18 protein-coding genes are annotated in these 18,274 nt (G+C 70.7%); 10 read left to right on the forward strand and 8 right to left on the reverse strand.

Translation table 11 applies throughout. The features are described 5' to 3' along the window. Window positions 1-6: 6 nt before the first annotated feature. Window positions 7-2,337, reverse strand: a complete 2,331-nt coding sequence (locus ACX9GQ_RS03255) for a hypothetical protein (protein ID WP_459628104.1) — start codon at window positions 2,335-2,337, stop codon at window positions 7-9. A 13-nt stretch (window positions 2,338-2,350) separates the two neighbouring features. Continuing rightward, the gene (gene ribA / locus ACX9GQ_RS03260; protein WP_459628105.1) at window positions 2,351-3,523 is read right to left on the reverse strand and encodes a GTP cyclohydrolase II RibA; all 1,173 of its coding nucleotides are present in this window, start codon (window positions 3,521-3,523) and stop codon (window positions 2,351-2,353) included. 81 nt (window positions 3,524-3,604) lie between these two features. Between ribA and ACX9GQ_RS03265 the strand changes: the two genes are divergently transcribed. After that, window positions 3,605-4,327 carry a RibD family protein gene (locus ACX9GQ_RS03265; RefSeq protein ID WP_459628106.1) on the forward strand — a complete coding sequence of 241 codons (723 nt, stop codon included), beginning with the start codon at window positions 3,605-3,607 and terminating at the stop codon, window positions 4,325-4,327. A gap of 29 nt (window positions 4,328-4,356) precedes the next feature. After that, window positions 4,357-4,911 (forward strand): cytochrome b, encoded by a 555-nt coding sequence (locus ACX9GQ_RS03270; protein ID WP_459628107.1) that lies wholly within the window; start codon window positions 4,357-4,359, stop codon window positions 4,909-4,911. Between the two features lie 3 nt (window positions 4,912-4,914). Here ACX9GQ_RS03270 and ACX9GQ_RS03275 read toward each other — a convergent pair whose 3' ends face one another. Genes ACX9GQ_RS03275 through ACX9GQ_RS03290 form a run of 4 tightly spaced genes read right to left on the reverse strand, consistent with a single transcriptional unit; the run spans window position 4,915 to window position 8,174 of the window. Further along, on the reverse strand, window positions 4,915-5,754 hold the full coding sequence (locus ACX9GQ_RS03275) for a class I SAM-dependent methyltransferase (RefSeq protein ID WP_459628108.1): 840 nt from the start codon (window positions 5,752-5,754) through the stop codon (window positions 4,915-4,917). Continuing rightward, the gene (locus ACX9GQ_RS03280; RefSeq protein ID WP_459628109.1) at window positions 5,751-6,809 is read right to left on the reverse strand and encodes a glycosyltransferase family 4 protein; all 1,059 of its coding nucleotides are present in this window, start codon (window positions 6,807-6,809) and stop codon (window positions 5,751-5,753) included. The genes ACX9GQ_RS03275 and ACX9GQ_RS03280 overlap by 4 nt, the downstream gene beginning before the upstream one ends. Next, window positions 6,802-7,206 (reverse strand): 6-pyruvoyl trahydropterin synthase family protein, encoded by a 405-nt coding sequence (locus tag ACX9GQ_RS03285; protein ID WP_459628110.1) that lies wholly within the window; start codon window positions 7,204-7,206, stop codon window positions 6,802-6,804. The genes ACX9GQ_RS03280 and ACX9GQ_RS03285 overlap by 8 nt, the downstream gene beginning before the upstream one ends. A 35-nt stretch (window positions 7,207-7,241) precedes the next feature. Next, entirely contained in the window at window positions 7,242-8,174 is a 933-nt protein-coding gene (locus tag ACX9GQ_RS03290) for a zinc-dependent alcohol dehydrogenase (RefSeq protein WP_459628111.1), read from the reverse strand. Between the two features lie 75 nt (window positions 8,175-8,249). Between ACX9GQ_RS03290 and mdoH the strand changes: the two genes are divergently transcribed. From mdoH to ACX9GQ_RS03305, 3 genes are read left to right on the forward strand one after another with little or no spacing between them, the layout of a single operon-like run. Then, a complete protein-coding gene (gene mdoH / locus ACX9GQ_RS03295) occupies window positions 8,250-10,097 on the forward strand; it encodes a glucans biosynthesis glucosyltransferase MdoH (RefSeq protein WP_459628528.1) in 1,848 nt (615 codons plus the stop codon). Between the two features lie 11 nt (window positions 10,098-10,108). Further along, window positions 10,109-10,876: an FkbM family methyltransferase gene (locus tag ACX9GQ_RS03300; protein WP_459628112.1), complete on the forward strand. Its 768-nt coding sequence runs from the start codon at window positions 10,109-10,111 to the stop codon at window positions 10,874-10,876. 42 nt (window positions 10,877-10,918) lie between these two features. Beyond that, a complete protein-coding gene (locus tag ACX9GQ_RS03305) occupies window positions 10,919-11,920 on the forward strand; it encodes a hypothetical protein (RefSeq protein WP_459628113.1) in 1,002 nt (333 codons plus the stop codon). Here the strand turns inward: ACX9GQ_RS03305 and ACX9GQ_RS03310 are convergent. Beyond that, window positions 11,910-12,593: a uracil-DNA glycosylase gene (locus tag ACX9GQ_RS03310; RefSeq protein WP_459628114.1), complete on the reverse strand. Its 684-nt coding sequence runs from the start codon at window positions 12,591-12,593 to the stop codon at window positions 11,910-11,912. The two genes, ACX9GQ_RS03305 and ACX9GQ_RS03310, sit on opposite strands and share 11 nt — an antisense overlap. A 100-nt stretch (window positions 12,594-12,693) precedes the next feature. Continuing rightward, window positions 12,694-13,302, reverse strand: coding sequence for a LabA-like NYN domain-containing protein (locus tag ACX9GQ_RS03315; protein WP_459628115.1), 609 nt, complete (start codon window positions 13,300-13,302; stop codon window positions 12,694-12,696). A 275-nt stretch (window positions 13,303-13,577) separates the two neighbouring features. Between ACX9GQ_RS03315 and rpoZ the strand changes: the two genes are divergently transcribed. From rpoZ to acpS, 5 genes are all read left to right on the forward strand, one after another. After that, on the forward strand, window positions 13,578-13,964 hold the full coding sequence (gene rpoZ, locus ACX9GQ_RS03320; protein ID WP_459628116.1) for a DNA-directed RNA polymerase subunit omega: 387 nt from the start codon (window positions 13,578-13,580) through the stop codon (window positions 13,962-13,964). Between the two features lie 155 nt (window positions 13,965-14,119). Beyond that, the gene (locus ACX9GQ_RS03325) at window positions 14,120-16,342 is read left to right on the forward strand and encodes a RelA/SpoT family protein (protein ID WP_459628117.1); all 2,223 of its coding nucleotides are present in this window, start codon (window positions 14,120-14,122) and stop codon (window positions 16,340-16,342) included. Window positions 16,343-16,427: 85 nt separating this feature from the next. Beyond that, on the forward strand, window positions 16,428-17,012 hold the full coding sequence (gene pyrE, locus ACX9GQ_RS03330; protein WP_459628118.1) for an orotate phosphoribosyltransferase: 585 nt from the start codon (window positions 16,428-16,430) through the stop codon (window positions 17,010-17,012). A gap of 4 nt (window positions 17,013-17,016) precedes the next feature. Continuing rightward, window positions 17,017-17,796 (forward strand): pyridoxine 5'-phosphate synthase, encoded by a 780-nt coding sequence (locus ACX9GQ_RS03335; RefSeq protein WP_459628119.1) that lies wholly within the window; start codon window positions 17,017-17,019, stop codon window positions 17,794-17,796. Further along, on the forward strand, window positions 17,793-18,194 hold the full coding sequence (gene acpS / locus ACX9GQ_RS03340) for a holo-ACP synthase (protein WP_459628120.1): 402 nt from the start codon (window positions 17,793-17,795) through the stop codon (window positions 18,192-18,194). The genes ACX9GQ_RS03335 and acpS overlap by 4 nt, the downstream gene beginning before the upstream one ends. Window positions 18,195-18,274 lie beyond the last annotated feature (80 nt).

An 18,274-nucleotide genomic window follows, 5' to 3' on the forward strand; every position in this document is an offset into this window, starting at 1 on the left:
CGGGGCTCAGCGGGCCGCCGGCGTGAATCCCGTCGCGGTCGTGACGTCCCGCCACGCCCCCCGGAATGGGTGGAACGAGAAGATCACTGTGTGCCGCCCGGCCGGGACGGCCACGGCCCGGAAGAGCACGTTGGCGCGCAGGAGCCGTGCCGGCTGCCCGTCGACGGAGACCTCCCACCATGGGTGCCAGACGTCGTTGAGCACCAGCCAGCCTCCCTGGGGAGAGTCGGCCTCCACCTCGACGCGAGTATTGGCATAACGCAGGATCCGGGCCGTTCCCGCAGGTCGGGCTGCGCTCCCGCCTGCGAGCCCCGGCGACGCATCGAGCAGGACCGTCCGACGCGGATCGAATCCCTCGGGCCAGCGTCCTGTCGCGATGATCGCCTCGAAGTCGGCGCCCGCGGCCTGCGGCACCATCATCACCCGGGGCAGGGCACGCGGGTTCTCGTAGAGGAATGCGTCGGCGGTGCGCCCGATCTGCACCACGTCGCCGGGGCGCAGCGTGGGGTCCATCTGCTCGATCGGAACCCGCGTCGCGATGATCCGCAGCCCGAGCATGTCGGCGAGGAGAGAGCGGTACGAGGGGAAGAGCGCGGAGAAGGTGCGCTGGCTGGGAAGCGCGACGTGGTCCTGCGCCCCGGTAGCCCGCGTGTAGGCGTCGAGATGGACGGGGTTGTAGCCGAGCGTGTGGTCCATCCGGTGGACCATCGTGGCGTTCGGCCAGTGGAAGTCGATCCCGGCGAGTTCAACCCGGTCGCGGCGATCCGGGCCGACCTGTCGCGCGAGGGCGTCGCGGATCAGCGCGATGGTCTCGTTGGCCGTGTCGGCGCGCAGGACGTCGTAGGTCGCGGGCGGCAGCGCGGTGGATTCGTTGGGCCCGTTGTTCACCGCGAGGTCGGCGACGGTGACCCCGGCCAGCAAGGCGGTGGCCAGCACCGGGACTCTCGGTGCAAGGCGCGGCGCGGCCCAGAGGACGGCGATCGACAGGAGCGTGAAGCCGCCGGCGATCGCCAGCGGCGCCGTCGCCTGACCGAGCTTGCCCTTCCAGAAGGCCACGGCTGTGCTGGCGGCGAAGCCGGCGGCCAGCAGTCCGAACGCGAGCAGGAGGCGGGGGCCCGTCCACACCGGCAGGCTGCGCGTCATGTGGCGGTGGATGCAGTAGCCCGCGAGGATGGCGCCGAGGGCGCCGATGAGGAACAGCGCGTCCGCGGGCCGTCGCCAGAGGCCAACGCCAGGCAGGTGGAACAGGAGCGCGAAGGCCGGCGTGTACCGGCCCAGCGCGTAGAGCATGAGCACGACGAAGGCGGCGAGCAGGAACCGGATCTCGCGGGCGGCAAGGGCGCCCCGCGCGATGCCGAAAGCCAGCAGGGCCACGAGCGGCAGCGCGCCGAGATAGGCGTCGCTCATGTTCCGGGCGAGGAAGAGATCGGTCGGGCCCCAGTCGGGGCTCGGCTGGCCCCAGAAGTCCACGAGGGGCCCGTCGGTGCCGTAGATGTTGGCCACGAAGGCCGTCAGCAGCGACGCGGGGTGGAGCGAGCCGCGTTCGGCGCCGGCGAGGTCGATGACGCTCGCCCGGCTCACCTGCGAGGAGAGCAGCAGCGTCAGGACGAGCGGAACCAGCGTCACGACGGCGCCGGCGACGGTCGCGGCGGCGAGGGGCCTGACGGCGCCGATGAGGGCCCCGGTCCAGTCGGCGCGGAAGAACACCGTCGTCACGACGCGGGCCGCGAGCACGTAGGCGCCCAGCATCGCCACCTGGTCGCGCCCAAGCACCATGAAACCGGCGAAAAGCCCCGCGGCCATGCCCCATCCGGCCGACGATCGGGCCAACGCCCGTTCCAGAGCCCAGTAAGCGAGCGGGAACCAGCCGAGGCTGATGATCTGCCCGGTGTGCTGGACCCGCCATGCCGCGGCGGCGCCGAAGGCGAAGGCGAGCGCCGCGACGACGGCCCCCGCCGGGTGCCAGCCACGGTCGCGGAACAGGAGCACGATGCCCAGCGCGCCGAGCAGCAGCATCCCGAAGACGACGGCGTCGGCCGCGACGAGGCCCGGGGAGGGGTTCAGGGCAGCCATCGCAAGGTGAAGCGGCGAGAACACCAGCGACTGCGGGTCCGCCACGTGGGGGGAGCCGGCGAAGACGTAGGGGTTCCAGAACGGGCTTTCGCCGCGGTGCAGGCTGTCGGCGAGGAACTGCAGCTGCGGCTGGAAATGCGCCTTGGCGTCCCAGGGGATCGTGACACGTCCGCTCAGCCAAGGCGCCGCGAGGGCCGCCCAACCGAGCATGACGAGCAGCACGGGCGCGGCCAGCGGCCAGCGCGCGGTGCTGCGTGCGGTCATGGGAGCGACGGGCTCAGTCGTCGTTCGGGCGATGCGCGACGAGGTCGTCGAGGTCGATGAAGTGCCCCGCGCGGTCGCGCTTCGACGCGAGGTAGAGCACGTTCTCGTTCGTGCGGCGGCCGAGCACCCGGCGCTCCTCCACCACCTCGAGGCCGGCGCGCTTCAGGGCAGCGATCTTGACCGGGTTGTTGGTCATGATCTCGACCTGCTTCACGCCGAGCTGCTTCAGCATCTCCGCGGCGAAGTCGAACCGGCGCTGGTCGAGGTCGAAGCCGAGCATCTCGTCGGCGTCGTAGGTGTCGTAGCCCTGGCTCTGCAGCTTGTAGGCGCGGATCTTGTTGGCGATGCCGTTCCCGCGGCCTTCCTGGTCGAGGTAGAGCAGGATTCCGCCGCCGTTCTCGGTCATGAAGCGGATGGTGCCACGCAGCTGGTCGCCGCAGTCGCACTTCAGGCTGCCGAAGAGATCACCGGTCAGGCAGGCCGAGTGCAGGCGAACCGGCACTGGAAGGGAGAGGTCCGGCTTCCCGACGACGATCGCGACCTGGTCGCGGAGGCCCTCGCCGCCGCGGAACACGACGAACTCGGTCTCGCTGGCGCCCTCGAGCGGGACCGGCGCGCGGCTCACGAGCCGGGCGGTCTGGCCGGCCGACTGACGGTAGGCGCGCACAGCCTCGCCATCGACCCGGAGCACGTCGGCGGAGACGGCGGCGGGATCGACGGGAATGACCAGAACGGCCGGCAGCACCAGGGAGATCGTCGCGAGTTCGAGTGCGAGGAGATCGACGCCGGTCGCCGCGGCCACGGGCGCGTCGGCCCTGGCCTCGATCTTCAGCGCGAGCGCCTCGACGCGCTGGCGGTCGACGGTCGGGAAGGCGATCGAGCCGGGGGTCGTGCGCTCGAGACCCAGGCGGCGCAGGCGCGCCGACGGGAGCACCAGCCTCGCCCGCCCCGACGCGACCGCGTCGAGTTCGGCCGCGGCGGCCTCGTCGATCGCCTCCACGCCGATGACGAACGCCGCCTGATCGTCGGACAGGACGAGAACGGGTCTTCCCGAACGGAACTCGGCAATGGATCTTTCGGCGGCGGTGTGGGTCTTGTCCGCCACCAGACCAATGGAACGCTCGGGACGCAGCATCGAGACCTCGCGCCGGTAGGGCACCGGCAAGCCGCTGGAATTGACCGACATACGATAGGGTCTAGGTTTGTGTCTTCAAGTTGGCGCGGGACGCCGACCTGCCACAACCGAGACGTTAAACCCCGGACCCACGTGCTTCATTCACACGCCGATCGCCCAAAAGGCAAGCAGGACGACAACGCCGCGCCTTTCGCTTCGTTGCAAAGTCACGAAGGGCCGGAGCCCTACGTCGTCGCCCAGCTCGGCCAGTCGCTCGACGGCCGCATCGCCACCCCCACCGGACATTCTCGCTGGATCAACCGTGACGCGGCCCTCGATCACCTGCACCGGCTGCGTGCGAACGTCGATGCGGTGGTCGTGGGGGTGGGAACCGTCATCGCCGACAACCCGCAGTTGAACGTCCGTCGCGTCGAAGGCCGCAACCCGGTCCGGGTGGTCATCGATCCGGCGGGGCGCCTGCCGCCGGGCATGGCGTGCATGGCCGCGTGCCAGACGCCGCGGATAGTCTTCCGCAGCGCCCCGGGCCCGCTGCCGGGACCCGGGGTCGAGGAGATCGTGCTGCCGGCCGACGGGCGCGGCATCGCGCCGCGGGCGATCCTGGGGGCGCTGAAGGAGCGCGGCATCCGCCGCATCCTTCTCGAAGGCGGCGCCAACACCATATCCCGCTTCATCGATGCCGGCTGCGTCGACCGCTTGCACGTCCTTGTCGCGCCGATGATCATCGGCTCGGGAAAGACCGGGCTCGACCTCGCGCCGATCGACACGCTCGCCGGGGCGCTGCGGCCGCACACGACGGTGACGGTTCTGGCGGACGGGGACGTGCTGTTCGACTGCGACCTGCGCCGCCCGGCCTGAGCGGCGAGGTCCCCTGCGAGGAGGGAGCCATGGCACTTGCGACGTCCGATCCCGCCGTCAGGGGCTATTCGGCTCCCGCGAGGGCGCTGCACTGGCTTGCCGCGCTTTTCGTCGCGATCCTCGTCCCGGTGGGCCTCGCGATGACCCGCACCCCGGAAGGGGCGCTGACGAACGCGCTCTACGAGATCCACAAGTCGTTCGGGATCCTGATCTTCGTGGTCATGATCGCGCGGACGGCCCTGCGGCTCGTTCTGGGAGCGCCGCCGCCGGCACCGAGGCTCACCCGTTTTGAGCTGGTGCTCTCCAAGGCAGTGCACATCGCGCTCTACGTGCTGCTTCTCGGAATGCCGATCTCCGGGTTCATCGGCGTGTCGATGTGCTGCGCGCCGGTGAACCTCTTCTGGACGTGGCCGGTGCCGATCCAGTTCTCCGGCAGCGAGGCGACGGTGAAGCAGATCCTCGGCATGCACGAGATCGCCGGATACCTGCTGATCGGCCTCTTCATCCTGCACATGGCCGGCGTCATCCAGCACGCCATGATCCGCAAGGATGGCGTGCTGGCGCGGATGTGGCCGATCCGTTGAGGATCAGCCGGGCGGGAGCGCCAGGATGTCGACGTGGCCGACGACGGCCGACGCGCCGGCGCGTGCGTCGGCCCACGCCTTCGCGTCCTCCGCGGTGACCCGGCCGGTCTCGGCCGCGGCGCCGGCGATGCCCGAAGCCAGCTCGCGCACGAGCCCAGCGTCCGTTGAACCCAGCCGCCATGGGCTGCTGGCCGTCCCGACGCTGTAGCCGGCCCGACCGAACGCTTCGGCGAGGGCGTTGCCTGCAGCCGGCCCCGCGGCGGGACCGAAGCCCTTGTCGGTGCCCTGATGCGCGTGGAACGCGGACAGGACGGCGGCATCGAGCGGATGCGGCGGCGACCACTCCTCCGTCCCGTCATAAGTCAGCACCGTGTAGAGCGGCAGCGACCGGGCCGCCATCGACCCTGCGAAGCCCTCGATCCACGCCGTCGAGACGAGGTCGAAGAGCGCGGCGGCCGTGACGAGGTCGGGCCGCAGGTCGAGGCAGGCGTCGAGGTCCTTCGTCAGGTCGGCCTGCCGGAAGCTCACAGCCGCCTCGCGACCCTCGCGGGCGATGACGATGCCATCGGCGGTCTCCCGGTGGTGTTCGGCCCAGGCGCAAAGCCTGGCGCGGGCGGCGTCGAGCAGCCGCGCGTCCCAGTCCACCAGCGTCCACGCCTGCCGGGCGGGCAGCAGCGGCATCAGGGCGCGCAGGTTCGAGCCGGTGCCGCAGCCCATGTCGAGAACGCGGACATCGGGCCGCGCCGACAACCATGACGATAGCCTGCGGGCGAGGCCGGCGTCGCGGGCGCGGTGGTCCGCGGGCTCGCGCAGGGCGAGCCAGTCGGGCGAGAACCCGCTCATGATGCGTCTCCCGCGACCATCCGGAGGACCGCGGCGACACGCGCGGCGGTCTGCGTCCAGACCGGCAGCCGTTGCCCGGCCTGCCAAGCCGCGTCCGACAGGGCCGTCCGGCGGGCCGGATCGTCGATGAGGCCGGCAATCGCGGCACGCAACGCCGCTGCATCCCCCGGCGGCACCTTCAGCCCGGCGCCGTCGGGGACGGTCTGCGCCGCGGCGCCGCCGGTGGTGCAGACGATGGGAAGCCCGCGGGCCAGTGCCTCGGCGAGGACCATGCCGTAGCCTTCGTAGAGCGAGGCCATCACGAAGAGATCGGCCTTCGCGTAGGCCGCCTCGAGCTCGTCCGGGGCGAGCGCGCCGTCGAGGCGGATGCGGTCGGTCAGCCCGCGCTCGGCGATCAGCGACCGGACGCGGTCGGCCTCGGCCGGATCGCGGTCGTCCGGACCGACGATGCGCAGGGTCCATGGCCGGTTTGCGAGACCGGCGAGGGCCTCGATCAGGATCGGGTAGGCCTTGCGCGCGGTCACCGAGCCCACCGCCAGAAGGGCCGGGACGTGCGATCCGGACCCCATGGCCCGGGGCGCGGGGTCCGTGCCCGGCTCGGCGACGGTGATCTTTTCGCCGGGCACGCCGAAGTCGGCGACGAGGCCCTCGGCGGTCGGGCGGCTCGTGACGATGACCGCTCGGGCGCGGGCGAGGGCGCTTTTCTCGCTGGCGTGGAGTGCCCGGCGCTGGCGGTCGTTGAGCCCGGTCTCCAGCGCGAGAGGGTGGTGGACCAGCGCCACGAAGCGCCGGTCGATGTCCTTCAGCACGAGGTCCGTGAGCGCGCCATAGGCGAGCCCGTCGACCATCACCACCGCGTCCGGCGGCGTCTGCTTGATGAGATACCCAGCCTCTCCGAGTTGCGGGACGCTGGCGAAGGGGAAGCCGCCCGGCAGCTGCAGGTGGCGGATGGCGATGCCGTGGGCCGGAAGCTCCGCAAGGAGCCGCCGGTCGTAGGCATAGCCGCCGGTCGGTGTCGCGAGGTCGCCCGGGATCGCGAAGACGATTTCAGGCAACGACCGGCCCCTCGAACCAGGCGCGGGCCACGTGCGACTCATGCAGCTGGACGCGGATGCGCACGATGCCTTCGCCGCCGGGGCCGAGGTCGCCGTTGCGGGCGGCCGCGGCCATGCGGTCGAAGATGTGCTTGCAGAGGAACTCGGTCGTCGTCTGCTGGCCGGCGAACTCGGGGATCTCGTCGAGGTTGCGGTAGTTCAGCGGGCCGAGCGTCGCCTTCAGGGCGTCATGGGCGCGGCCGATGTCGACCACCACGTTGTCGGACGTGAGCGTCTCGCGGAAGAAGGCCACGTCCACGACGAAGGTGGCGCCGTGCAGGCGCTGGGCGGGGCCGAACAGCTCCCCCTTGAAGCTGTGCGCGATCATGATGTGGTCGCGCACTTCGACGGCGAACATGGGCTGGCTCCTCGGTGGTGGCACGGGCGTGCCGGTCAGGGATAGCGGACGGCGGTGACGAGGCCGGGGGCCCCGGCCGCAAGGATACGCGGGATCGCGCCCGGAAGATCTGGAAAGGCGATCTCTTCGGTGATCAGCGCGTCGAGCGCGGGGTCGCGCAGCAGGGCCAATGCCGCGTCCATGCGGCGCGCGTGGCTCCAGCGCGGACGCCGGGACGGGGAGACGTGGCCGACCTGGGATGACACGATCCGCAAGCGTCGGCTGTGGAATGCCCCGCCCAGCGGCGAAGGAACCGGGCCCTCGCCGTACCAGCTCATCTCGACCACGGTCGCCTCGAGCCCGGCTGCGCCGATGGCGGTGGCAAGGCCCGGCGCGCTGGCGCTGCAGTGGAAGACGACGTCCGCGTCCTCCGGCGCCTTGCCGGGCTCGGCAAAGGCCATCCCGAGCGCCTCGGCCAGCGGCCGCCGCGCCAGCTCGACGTCGACGAGCGTGACGCTGGCGCCGGGGAGGCGGGCGCAGAGCCAGCCCGTGAGCAGCCCCACCACGCCGCCGCCGACGACGACGATGCGGTCGGCGGGGCCGGCGCCCGAGTCCCAGACGGCGTTGAGCGCCGTCTCCATGTTGGCGGCGAGGATGGCGCGACGCGCCGGCACGCCAGCGGGCAGCGGACGGGCGAAGGCGAGGGGGGCGTCGAAACGGTCCTGGTGCGGGTGCAGGGCGAAGACGGTGCGGCCCCGCCAGTCGGGCGGGCCGTTCTCGACCTCGCCCACGGCGCAGTAGCCGTACTTCACGGGAAACGGGAAGTCGCCGGCCTGGAGCGGCGCGCGCATGCGCTCGCGCTCGGCATCCGGAACACGCCCGGACGCGACCAGCCGCTCGGTGCCGCGGCTGATGCCCGACCACAGCGTCCGGACCCTGAGGCCCTGCGGTTCGGCCGGCAGGGTCTCCGCCCGCGCCTCGGCCGTCATGGGTGCGACATACCAGAGCGCGGTGGCGTGTCCGGGACCTGACTCATTGCCCAATGGGGCGTTCCCCTCTATCTCCTGCGGCGGCTTCCGCCCCGTTGTGCCGTCCGGCGCGCGGTTTTTCCAGTCCTGGCGTCCGCTTCCATGGCATCGACCACCCCGGCCGGCCTCCAGTCAACGTCCGTGCTGGCGCGACGGCGCCTGATCGTGACGCTGCTCAACGTCGTGACCTATCTTGGCCTCGCCTACGCAATGGTGAAGGTGCTCGGCGCCGGCGGCTGGACGGTGATCGACGCCCTGATGCTGCTGTGCTTCCTGCTGGCCGCGCCGTGGAGCGTGCTCGGCTTCTGGAACTCCGTCATCGGACTCTGGCTGCTGCATGCGACCCGCAATCCCTGGAAGGAGGCCGCGCCTTTCCTCGAGGCCGAGCTCGACCCGCAGCCGCTGTCGATCCGGACCGCCGTGCTGCTGACCGTGCGCAACGAGGACCCGGCACGTGCGCTGGCGCGGCTGCGGATCGTCAAGGAGAGCATCGAGCGGACGGGGGAGGGGGCGCACTTCGCGTACTTCGTGCTGTCCGACACGAGCGACCCGACCGTGGCCGCTGCCGAGGAACTGGCCTTCGCGCAGATGAAGGCATCCGACCCGCATCCGGCCAGGCTCACCTACCGCCGTCGCGAGGTGAATACCGGCTTCAAGGCCGGCAATGTCCGCGATTTCTGCGACCGCTGGGGCCGCGAATACGAGCTCATGCTGCCGCTCGACGCCGACAGCCTCATGGACGGCGAGACGGTGGTGCGCCTTGCCCGCATCATGCAGGCCTATCCGCGCCTCGGCATCCTGCAGAGCCTCGTCGTCGGGCTGCCCTCGCGCAGCGCCTTTGCGCGGCTGTTCCAGTTCGGGATGCGGCAGGGCATGCGGCCCTACACGATGGGCAGCGCGTGGTGGGCGGGGGACTGCGGGCCCTTCTGGGGCCACAACGCGATGGTGCGCATCGCGCCGTTCATCGAGCACTGCCACCTGCCGGTGCTGCCGGGAAAGCCGCCGCTCGGCGGCCAGATCCTGTCGCACGACCAGGTCGAGGCGACCCTGATGCGCCGCGCCGGCTTCGAGGTGCGCGTGCTGCCGCAGGAGTGCGGCAGCTGGGAGGAGAACCCGCCGACGGTGCTGGAGTTCACCCGCCGCGACCTGCGGTGGTGCCAGGGCAACATGCAGTACTGGCGCCTCGTCGGCCTGCCGGGGCTCTACCCGATGAGCCGGTTCCAGCTCGCCTGGGCGATCCTGATGTTCCTCGGCATCCCGGCCTGGACGCTGATGTTCGCGCTGGCGGCGCTGAAGCCGTTCGAGACGGCCGACCTTGCCGGCGGCTACCCGGCCGGGCTCGCGCTCTTTGTCTATCTCGCCTTTCTTGTGATGTTCCTCGCGCCGAAGCTCGCGGGCAGCCTTGACGTGCTGCTGACGCCCGGCGGCGTCGCGCGCTACGGGGGAAGGGGCCGCTTCCTCGCCGGCGTCGCGGCGGAGCTCGTCTTCTCCTTCCTCGTCGGCGCCGTCACCACGCTGCGCACGAGCCTGTTCATGATCGGGCTGCTGTTCGGCAAGTCCGTCACCTGGAACGGGCAGGCGCGCGACGCGCACGCTCTGTCATGGGCCACGGCGCTGGCGGGGCTCTGGCCGCAGACGCTGTTCGGGAGCACCGTGATTCTCCTCCTCGCCGTCGGCTCGCCGACGGCGCTGTGGTGGGGCCTGCCGCTGCTGATCGGGTTCCCGCTCGCCATTCCCTTTGCCGTGTTCACGGCCGACCCGGCGCTGGGCGCCGCGCTGGCGCGGATGGGCCTCTGCGCGATCCCGGAAGAAATCTCGCCGCCGCCGGAGGTGCTCGCCCTCGGGCAGGGCGATGCCGACGACGCCGTGCTGCAAGCGGCCTGAGGGTTCGCCGCATGGATCTCGCCGGCCTGCGTGCCCTGTGGCGCTCCGTTCGCGTCTACCACCTCGACCGGAACCACCACCGGGCGATGGATGCGCTCTACGGCCGGTTCGTGGCGCCTGGCGACGTCGTGTTCGACGTGGGGGCTCACGTCGGCGACCGCGTCTCGTCCTTCCGGCGGCTCGGCGCCCGGGTCGTGGCGCTCGAGCCGCAGCCGGGGCCCGCCGGCGTCATTCGCCTGATCCACGGCAGGGACCCGTCCGTCACGCTGCTGCGGGCCGCGGCCGGAGCCACGGAAGGCGAACTCGTCCTGCGCGTGAACAGCCGCAACCCGACCGTGACGACGGCCTCGGACGCCTTCGTGGCCGCCGCTGACGGGGCGGGCGGTTGGGAGGGGCAGGTCTGGGACCGCACGCTGACGGTGCCGATGACCACTCTCGATGCCCTGCGGGCGCGCTTCGGCGAGCCGGCCTTCGTGAAGATCGACGTGGAAGGCTTCGAGGACGTGGTGCTTCAGGGGCTGAGCAGGCCCGTGCCCGCGCTCTCGTTCGAGTTCACGACCATCGCGCGCGACGTCGCGCTGCGTTGCCTCGACCGGCTGTCGGCGCTGGGTCCCTACCGCTTCGACATCGCGCTGGGCGAGAGCCAGCGCCTGCACTTCGGCACGCCCGTCGACGCCACGGCGATGGCCGCGCACCTCTCGGCCTTGCCTCACGAGGCCAATTCGGGCGACGTCTATGCCGTCCTGCCGTCCGGGCAGGGGGTAAGCACGGGCCGCTAAGCAACGCCCTCCCACCTCCTGCCGCCGCATCCGGAGCCGTCCATGAGCCTTCTGACCCGCCGCTCCCTCCTTGCCACCGGCCTCGCGGGCGCCGCGGCGCCTCTCCTCCCGGGACGCCTGCGCGCGGCGGACGATCTCGCCGTGACGGTGGCGAACCGCAGCGAGCCGGTGCTGTGCGCGGAGAAGGACAACATCGAGCTCACCTTTGCCTCGCCGCAGCTGCGCTCGCTGCGCATCCAGGCGGTGCATCCGGCCTTCATCGGCACCATCGTGGCGGACCGCTGGGCGCCGGACTTCACCAGTTGCGACATGTCCGCGGACCCCGTCTTCGCTGCACAGGCCCGCCGGTCGACCTTCTACGAGACCCCCGAACTCTGGCTCACCGGCTACACCTTCCCCTCGTTCTGGCGGCCGAACACGGTGCCCGTGAGGGTCGGTGACCGGGTGGAGCAGGGGTTCCATGTCGTGCAGCTGTGGGTGCTCTTCCGCGAGCGGGCGGAGGAGGTGCTCGTCTTCTATCCGCCGGACGGCTACTGGCGTGCGCGCCCGCTGCCGCCGCCGCACATGCGCTGGAGCGCCTACGGCAGCTCGTTCCTCGTGGGTCCGGTGGAGGTGCAGGAGCGGCCCATCGTGGCGCTGAAGGAGATCGTGTTCGATCCGGACAGCCGCAGCTTCACGCTGAACTTCCAGCGCGGCGGGTCGGCGCGCCTCACCATGGCGGTGCTCGACCAGGAGCACATGGCCATCGACGTCACCTATGACGGCCCGATGCCGGGCAATGCACCCTTCGCGGCCCTTCGCTCGATGTACGCCACCGAGTTCAACTCCGACGTGGCGCGCGTGGCGTGGCGGACGATGGGCGGCACCGGCTGGGGCGAGGCCCCGATCATGGGCTGGAAGGGCGCCGAGGCGACGGAGGTCTGGGCCGGCCGTGTCGTCCCGTCGCGACACAACACCAGCGCGCCCGACATGGTCTTCGGCCGCTTCTCGCGCCAGCCGGCGCCGGTGGCGAAGCCCGTCATCGGGCGGCCGATCACGCCCTAGCGGCGTCGAGCTCGGTCCGGACGGCGGCGAAGACGGCCTTGAACATGGCCGGCGTCAAGCGCCGCGTCTGCGTGTTGTAGCGGGAGCAGTGGTAGCTGTCGAAGAGCGTCACCGGGCCGATCCGGTGGCGCGCGCCATGGGCGAAGCGGGCGTCGTCGGCCCGTCGGCCGAGCGCCCTCAGGGTCGACTCGTGGGCAATCCGCCCCAGCGCGACGATCGCCGCCAGCCGCGGCAGGCCACCCAGCGTCGCCTCGAGGAAGGGGCGGCAGGTGGCGATCTCGCCGCCCGTCGGCTTGTTCTCCGGTGGCACGCAGCGCACCGCGTTGGTGAGCATGGCGTCGACCAGGACCAGGCCGTCGTCCGGCCGCGCCGCGAAGGTCCCGCGCGAGAAGCCGAACTCGGAGAGCGTCTCGTAGAGGAGGTCGCCGGCGTAGTCGCCGGTGAAAGGCCGGCCGGTGCGGTTGGCACCCTTCATGCCGGGTGCGAGCCCGACGATCAGGAGCCGCGCCGCCGGGTCGCCGAAGGAGGGCACCGGCGCGTTGTGCCAGGCCGGTTCGCGCGCCCGCGCCTCATGGCGAAACGCGACGAGCCGCGGGCAGAGGGGGCACTCGCGGCCGGGTTCGCAGGGAGACGGGGGCGGGGGGGACGCCGTGGATGTGCGCAGATCGGTCATGCCGCCGTTCTAGCCCACGGCGCGGCATGCCGCGACGGTGCAGAACGGCCTGTCCCCGGCCTTGTCGATGATGCCGGCCCGGCTAGGGCCGGCGAAAGCGTCAGCGGTCGTCGCCGGGATCGGCCGGCGCCGGCGCCGCGGGGGCGCGCCGCTCGAACGTCCGCGGCGGACGCTCGGCCCGCTCCGAGGGATCGCGCCCGATCCGCGGGATCAGCTGGACGATGTCGATGAACTCGTCGGCCTGGCGGCGCAACTCGTCGGCCACCATCGGGGGCTGCGACGTGATGGTGGAGACGACGGACACGCGGACGCCGCGCCGCTGCATCGCCTCGACGAGCGAGCGGAAGTCGCCGTCACCCGAGAACAGCACCATGTGCGAGATGAAGGGCGCGAGCTCCAGCGCGTCGATCGCGAGCTCGATGTCCATGTTGCCCTTGACCTTTCGGCGCCCGGTCGAGTCGACGAACTCCTTCGTCGGCTTGGTGACGACGCGGTAGCCGTTGTAGTCCAGCCAGTCGATGAGCGGGCGGATGGAGGAGTACTCCTGGTCCTCGATCAGCGCCGTGTAGTAGAAGGCGCGAACAAGGTTGCCGCGGGACTGGAACTCCTTGAGCAGGCGCTTGTAGTCGATATCGAAGCCAAGCGCCTTCGCCGTGGCGTAAAGGTTGGCACCATCGATGAAAATGGCAGTGCGCTCGGAGGATTGCATTGACGAGTCCCGGGCCCCGAAGAGGCGTTCGATCTTCACGGGGTATCAGAGCGCGGATTATAATCATTAACCCGCCCACCGCTGTTGTGCGGCAGTACTGACACCCTCCAGCGAAGCGTTTCAACTGAAAGTTGTTGGACTTAAGGTCGCCGGCTTTCTGCTGTCAAGCGTAGCCTTGGCCGCGCACGGGACAGCTTTTCGTTTCCGGGCCTTGCACGCGCAGCCCCCGTGGTGTATGCGCCGCGGTTCATTCGCCTTCAACCTCCGGAGCATCCATGGCTCGCGTCACAGTCGAAGACTGCATCGACAAGGTCGACAACCGGTTCGAACTCGTCCTGCTCGCCAGCCACCGGGCCCGGATGATCTCCTCCGGCGCGCCGCTGACGGTTCAGCGCGACCGCGACAAGAACCCCGTCGTGGCGCTGCGCGAGATTGCCGACCAGACGATCTCTCCCGAGGATCTCAAGGAAGAGTTCATCCACTCGCTCCAGAAGCATGTCGACGTCGACGAGCCGGAGCCCGAGACCGTGCCGATGATCGGCGCGGCTCCCGAGGGCGCCGACGATTCGAGCGTCGAGTTCGACCGCATGACGGAGGAAGACCTCCTGCGCGGTCTCGAGGGGCTGGTTCCGCCGGCCGAGACGGACGACGAGGGCGAGTGACGCCCGCTCGTCTCGCGTGACAAGCCCGGCTCCGGCCGGGCTTTTTCTTTTCTGCCGCCGCGTCGGCAGCGCCCTTGCGGCGGTCGTCGGCGATCCCGATACTCCCCTTGCGGGCGTCACGTCCGAGGTGCGGCGTTTCTGGAAGGCCGGCCGCCATGATGCGGCAGTATGAACTCGTCGAGCGCGTGAAGCGCTACAATCCCAACGCCGACGAGGCGTTGCTGAACCGCGCCTACGTCTACGCGATGAAGGCCCACGGTCCGCAGAAGCGTGCGTCGGGCGACCCCTACATGTCGCACCCGCTCGAGGTGGCGGCGATCCTCACCGACCTTCGGCTCGACGACGCCACCATCGTGGCCGGCGTCCTGCACGACACGATCGAGGACACCGAGGCGACGCGGGAGGAGATCGACCGGCTGTTCGGCCACGAGATCGGCGCGCTGGTCGAGGGGCTCACCAAGATCAAGAAGCTCGACCTCGTCTCCAAGAAGGCGGCGCAGGCGGAGAACCTGCGCAAGCTCCTCCTTGCCATCGCCGACGACGTCCGGGTCCTGCTCGTCAAGCTGTCCGACCGCCTGCACAACATGCGCACGCTGCACTACGTGCCCGTCGAGAAGCGCACGCGCATCGCGGAGGAGACCCTCGACATCTACGCGCCGCTCGCCGGGCGCATGGGCATGCAGGAGATGCGCGAGGAACTGGAGGATCTCGCGTTCCGCCATTTCTCGCCCGAGGCGCACGCCATGATCACGGCGCGGCTCGACGAGATCTCGGCGCGCAGCGGGCCGGTGATCGAGGAGATCGAGCGCGACATGGACGCGAAGCTGCGCGGCAGCGGCGTCCGGGCGCAGGTCAAGGGGCGGCGCAAGCGCGCCTACTCGATCTGGAAGAAGATGGAGCGCAAGTCCGTCTCCTTCGAGCAGCTCTCCGACATCTTCGGCTTCCGCATCATCGTCCCCGACGTCGCCGCTTGCTACGCGGTGCTGGGCATCGTCCACACGACCTGGCCGAGCGTGCCCGGCCGCTTCAAGGACTACATCTCGACCCCGAAGCAGAACGACTACCGCTCGCTCCACACCACGATCATCGGCCCCGGCCGGCAGCGCGTCGAGCTGCAGATCCGGACCGAGGACATGGACCGGATCAACGAGTTCGGCATCGCCGCCCACGCGCTCTACAAGGACGGGCGCGGCTCGGACCGCTCCGCGCTGGCGCGCGAGAGCCGTGCCTACGAATGGCTGCGGCGCACGGTGGAGACCCTGGCGGAGGGCGACAGCCCGGAGGAGTTCCTCGAGCACACCAAGCTCGAGCTGTTCCACGACCAGGTGTTCTGCTTCACGCCCAAGGGGCGGCTGATCGCGCTGCCGCGGGGTGCGACGCCGATCGACTTCGCCTATGCCGTGCACACGGACGTCGGCAACACGGCCGTGGGATGCAAGGTCAACGGGCGCATCGTCCCGCTTCTGTCGGAACTCCACAACGGCGACGAGGTGGAGATCGCGCGTGCGCCGGGGCAGGTGCCGCCGGCGGCCTGGGAATCGATCGTCGTCACCGGCAAGGCCCGCGCCGCCATCCGCCGCGCCACGCGCACTGCGGTGCGCCGGCAGTACGCCGGCCTCGGGCGGCAGATCGTCGAGCGCGCCTTCGAGCGGGGCAAGAAGGCCTATTCCGACGAGAAGCTGCGGGCCGCCCTTCCGCGCCTCGCGCGCACTTCGCTCGAAGACGTCCTCGCGGCGGTCGGGCGAGGCGAGATCTTCTCGGGGGACGTCGTGAAGGCGGTCTACCCGGACTACAAGGAGGAGCGGGTCGTCGCGCCGGACGTCCGACGGGCGGCCGAGGCGGGCTGGTTCGGCCTGAAGAAGGCCGAGGGCCTCGTCTTCAAGGTGCCGGGCCACGACCCCGTGGGCGAGGACGGGCCACGGCAGTCGATCCCGATCCGGGGGCTCAACGGGGACCTGCCGGTGCGCTTCGCCCCGAACGGAGGCGCGGTGCCGGGCGACCGCATCGTCGGCATCCTCACCCCGGGCGAGGGGATCACGATCTATCCCATCCAGTCGCCGGCGCTGACCGCGTTCGACGACCAGCCGGACCGGTGGCTGGACGTGCGCTGGGACATCGACGACGACCTTCCGCAGCGGTTTCCGGCCCAGCTCGCGCTCACCGTCATCAACGAGCCCGGCACGCTGGCCCAGATCGCCCAGATCATCGGCGACAACGACGGCAACATCGATTCGATCACGGTGACCGGCAAGGGCGCCACCGACTTTCGCGAGATGGTGATCGACGTCGAGGTCTGGAACCTCAAGCACCTCAACGGAATCATCAGCCAGCTGAAGCAGCGCCCGGTGGTGAGTTCCGTGCGGCGCGTGAACGGCTGACCGGCGGAGACCGGGGGTCGGAGCGCCCTTGCTTCCGCCTGCTTCATCTGCAATGCCTGACCCCGAAGGCGCAGGGATCGGTTCCATGACGAATGACGAGGTGCTGGCGGAGTTCCGCGACGCGGGAGCGCTGCTGGAGGGCCATTTCATCCTCTCCTCCGGGCTCAGGAGCCCGGTGTTCCTTCAGAAGATGTTCGTCTTCCAGGATCCGGTCCGGACGGAGCGGCTCTGCCGCGCGCTTGCCGCGAAGGTGAAGGCCGCTTTCGGTCGCGTCGACGTCGTCGTCTCCCCAGCCGTCGGGGGAATCGTCCCCGGCTACGAGACGGCCCGCCACCTTGGCGCCAAGGCCATCTTCGTGGAGCGCGAGGAGGGGCGGTTCCGGCTTCGCCGCGGATTCGAGATCGCGCCCGGAGCCCGCGTGCTGATGGTCGAGGACATCGTGACGACGGGCCTGTCGTCCCGGGAGTGCCTCGATGCCATCCGCGATGTCGCGGACACGATCGTGGGCGCGGCCTGCCTCATCGACCGCTCCGGCGGAAAGGCGGACATCGGCGTGCCGTTGATCAGCCTCGCGCAGCTCGACATTCCCGCGTATCCGGCCGACCAGCTTCCGCCTGAACTGGCCGCCATCCCGCCGGTGAAGCCCGGCAGCCGCCCCATGCCGAGGTGAGGCCATGACGTCCCCGGGTCCTTCGTCCCCCGCCAAGCTTCGGCTCGGCGTCAACGTCGACCACGTCGCGACCCTGCGCAATGCGCGCGGCGGGTCCCGGCCCAACCCGATCCGCGCCGCACTGCTCGCGGTTGAGGCCGGCGCCGACGGAATCACGGCGCACCTGCGCGAGGACCGGCGCCACATCCGCGACGCGGACATGCGCGCGCTGAAGGACGCGATCGGCGTCCCGCTCAACTTCGAGATGGCGGCAACGTCCGAGATGGTCGGCATCGCGCTGGACGTCATGCCCCACGCCGTCTGCCTCGTGCCCGAGAAGCGCGAGGAGCGCACGACGGAGGGTGGGCTCGACGTCGTCGGCGGGCACAACCACCTCGCCCCGATCATCGGCCGACTCGTCGACGCGGGAATACGCGTGTCCCTGTTCATCGAGGCGGATGCGGCGCCGGTGGAGATGGCGGCGAAGCTGCGCGCGCCGGTGGTCGAGCTTCACACGGGGACGTGGTGCGAGGCGGTGGAGGCCGGCAACGGGGAGCGAGCCGAGGCGGAGTTCGAGCGCCTGCGGCGGGCTGCTGCGTTCGGAGCCTCGCTCGGCCTCGAGGTCCATGCGGGCCATGGCCTCGATTACATCACGGCCCGCCGGATTTCCGGGCTGCCGGAGTTGCGGGAACTGAACATCGGGCATTTCCTCGTCGGCGAGGCGGTGTTCGTCGGCTTCGCGGAGGCCATCCGGCGGATGCGGGCGGCGATGGACGCGGGACGCACCGCGGGACCGGCGGCGTGATCGTCGGCATCGGATCCGACCTGATCGACATCCGGCGGATCGAGAAGACGCTGGAACGGTTCGGAGAGCGTTTTGTGCAGCGGGTGTTCACGCCGGTCGAGCAGGCGAAGTCGGAGCGGCGGGCGCAGCGAGCAGCGTCCTATGCGAAGCGCTTCGCGGCAAAGGAGGCCTGCTCGAAGGCGCTGGGCACCGGCTTCAACCGTGGCGTGTTCATGCGCGACATCGGGGTCGTCAACCTGCCGTCCGGAGCACCCACCCTCGCCCTCGGCAACGGGGCGCGGGAACGTCTCGCTGCGCTCGTGCCGGCGGGCCACGAGGCCGTGATCCACGTGACGCTGACGGACGACTATCCTCTCGCGCAAGCCTTCGTGGTCATCGAGGCGCGCCCGGTCGGCTGAGGCCGGTCGCGTTGCCTTGGAGGGGCCGGAGGTCTATATCGCGCTGCCGGTGGGCCACTCGCGGCCTGCCATCCTGACGA

Source organism: Alsobacter sp. R-9 (genome assembly GCF_054612375.1).

Coding starts and splice junctions, on each gene's coding strand:
- ACX9GQ_RS03270 (WP_459628107.1), top strand. CDS start 4,357: ATGGCACTTGCGACGTCCGATCCCGCCGTCAGGGGCTATTCGGCTCCC.
- ACX9GQ_RS03310 (WP_459628114.1), bottom strand. CDS start 12,593: ATGACCGATCTGCGCACATCCACGGCGTCCCCCCCGCCCCCGTCTCCC.
- rpoZ (WP_459628116.1), top strand. CDS start 13,578: ATGGCTCGCGTCACAGTCGAAGACTGCATCGACAAGGTCGACAACCGG.
- pyrE (WP_459628118.1), top strand. CDS start 16,428: ATGACGAATGACGAGGTGCTGGCGGAGTTCCGCGACGCGGGAGCGCTG.
- ACX9GQ_RS03285 (WP_459628110.1), bottom strand. CDS start 7,206: ATGTTCGCCGTCGAAGTGCGCGACCACATCATGATCGCGCACAGCTTC.
- ACX9GQ_RS03300 (WP_459628112.1), top strand. CDS start 10,109: ATGGATCTCGCCGGCCTGCGTGCCCTGTGGCGCTCCGTTCGCGTCTAC.
- ACX9GQ_RS03275 (WP_459628108.1), bottom strand. CDS start 5,754: ATGAGCGGGTTCTCGCCCGACTGGCTCGCCCTGCGCGAGCCCGCGGAC.
- ACX9GQ_RS03325 (WP_459628117.1), top strand. CDS start 14,120: ATGATGCGGCAGTATGAACTCGTCGAGCGCGTGAAGCGCTACAATCCC.
- ribA (WP_459628105.1), bottom strand. CDS start 3,523: ATGTCGGTCAATTCCAGCGGCTTGCCGGTGCCCTACCGGCGCGAGGTC.
- ACX9GQ_RS03290 (WP_459628111.1), bottom strand. CDS start 8,174: ATGACGGCCGAGGCGCGGGCGGAGACCCTGCCGGCCGAACCGCAGGGC.
- ACX9GQ_RS03305 (WP_459628113.1), top strand. CDS start 10,919: ATGAGCCTTCTGACCCGCCGCTCCCTCCTTGCCACCGGCCTCGCGGGC.
- ACX9GQ_RS03335 (WP_459628119.1), top strand. CDS start 17,017: ATGACGTCCCCGGGTCCTTCGTCCCCCGCCAAGCTTCGGCTCGGCGTC.
- ACX9GQ_RS03315 (WP_459628115.1), bottom strand. CDS start 13,302: ATGCAATCCTCCGAGCGCACTGCCATTTTCATCGATGGTGCCAACCTT.
- ACX9GQ_RS03255 (WP_459628104.1), bottom strand. CDS start 2,337: ATGACCGCACGCAGCACCGCGCGCTGGCCGCTGGCCGCGCCCGTGCTG.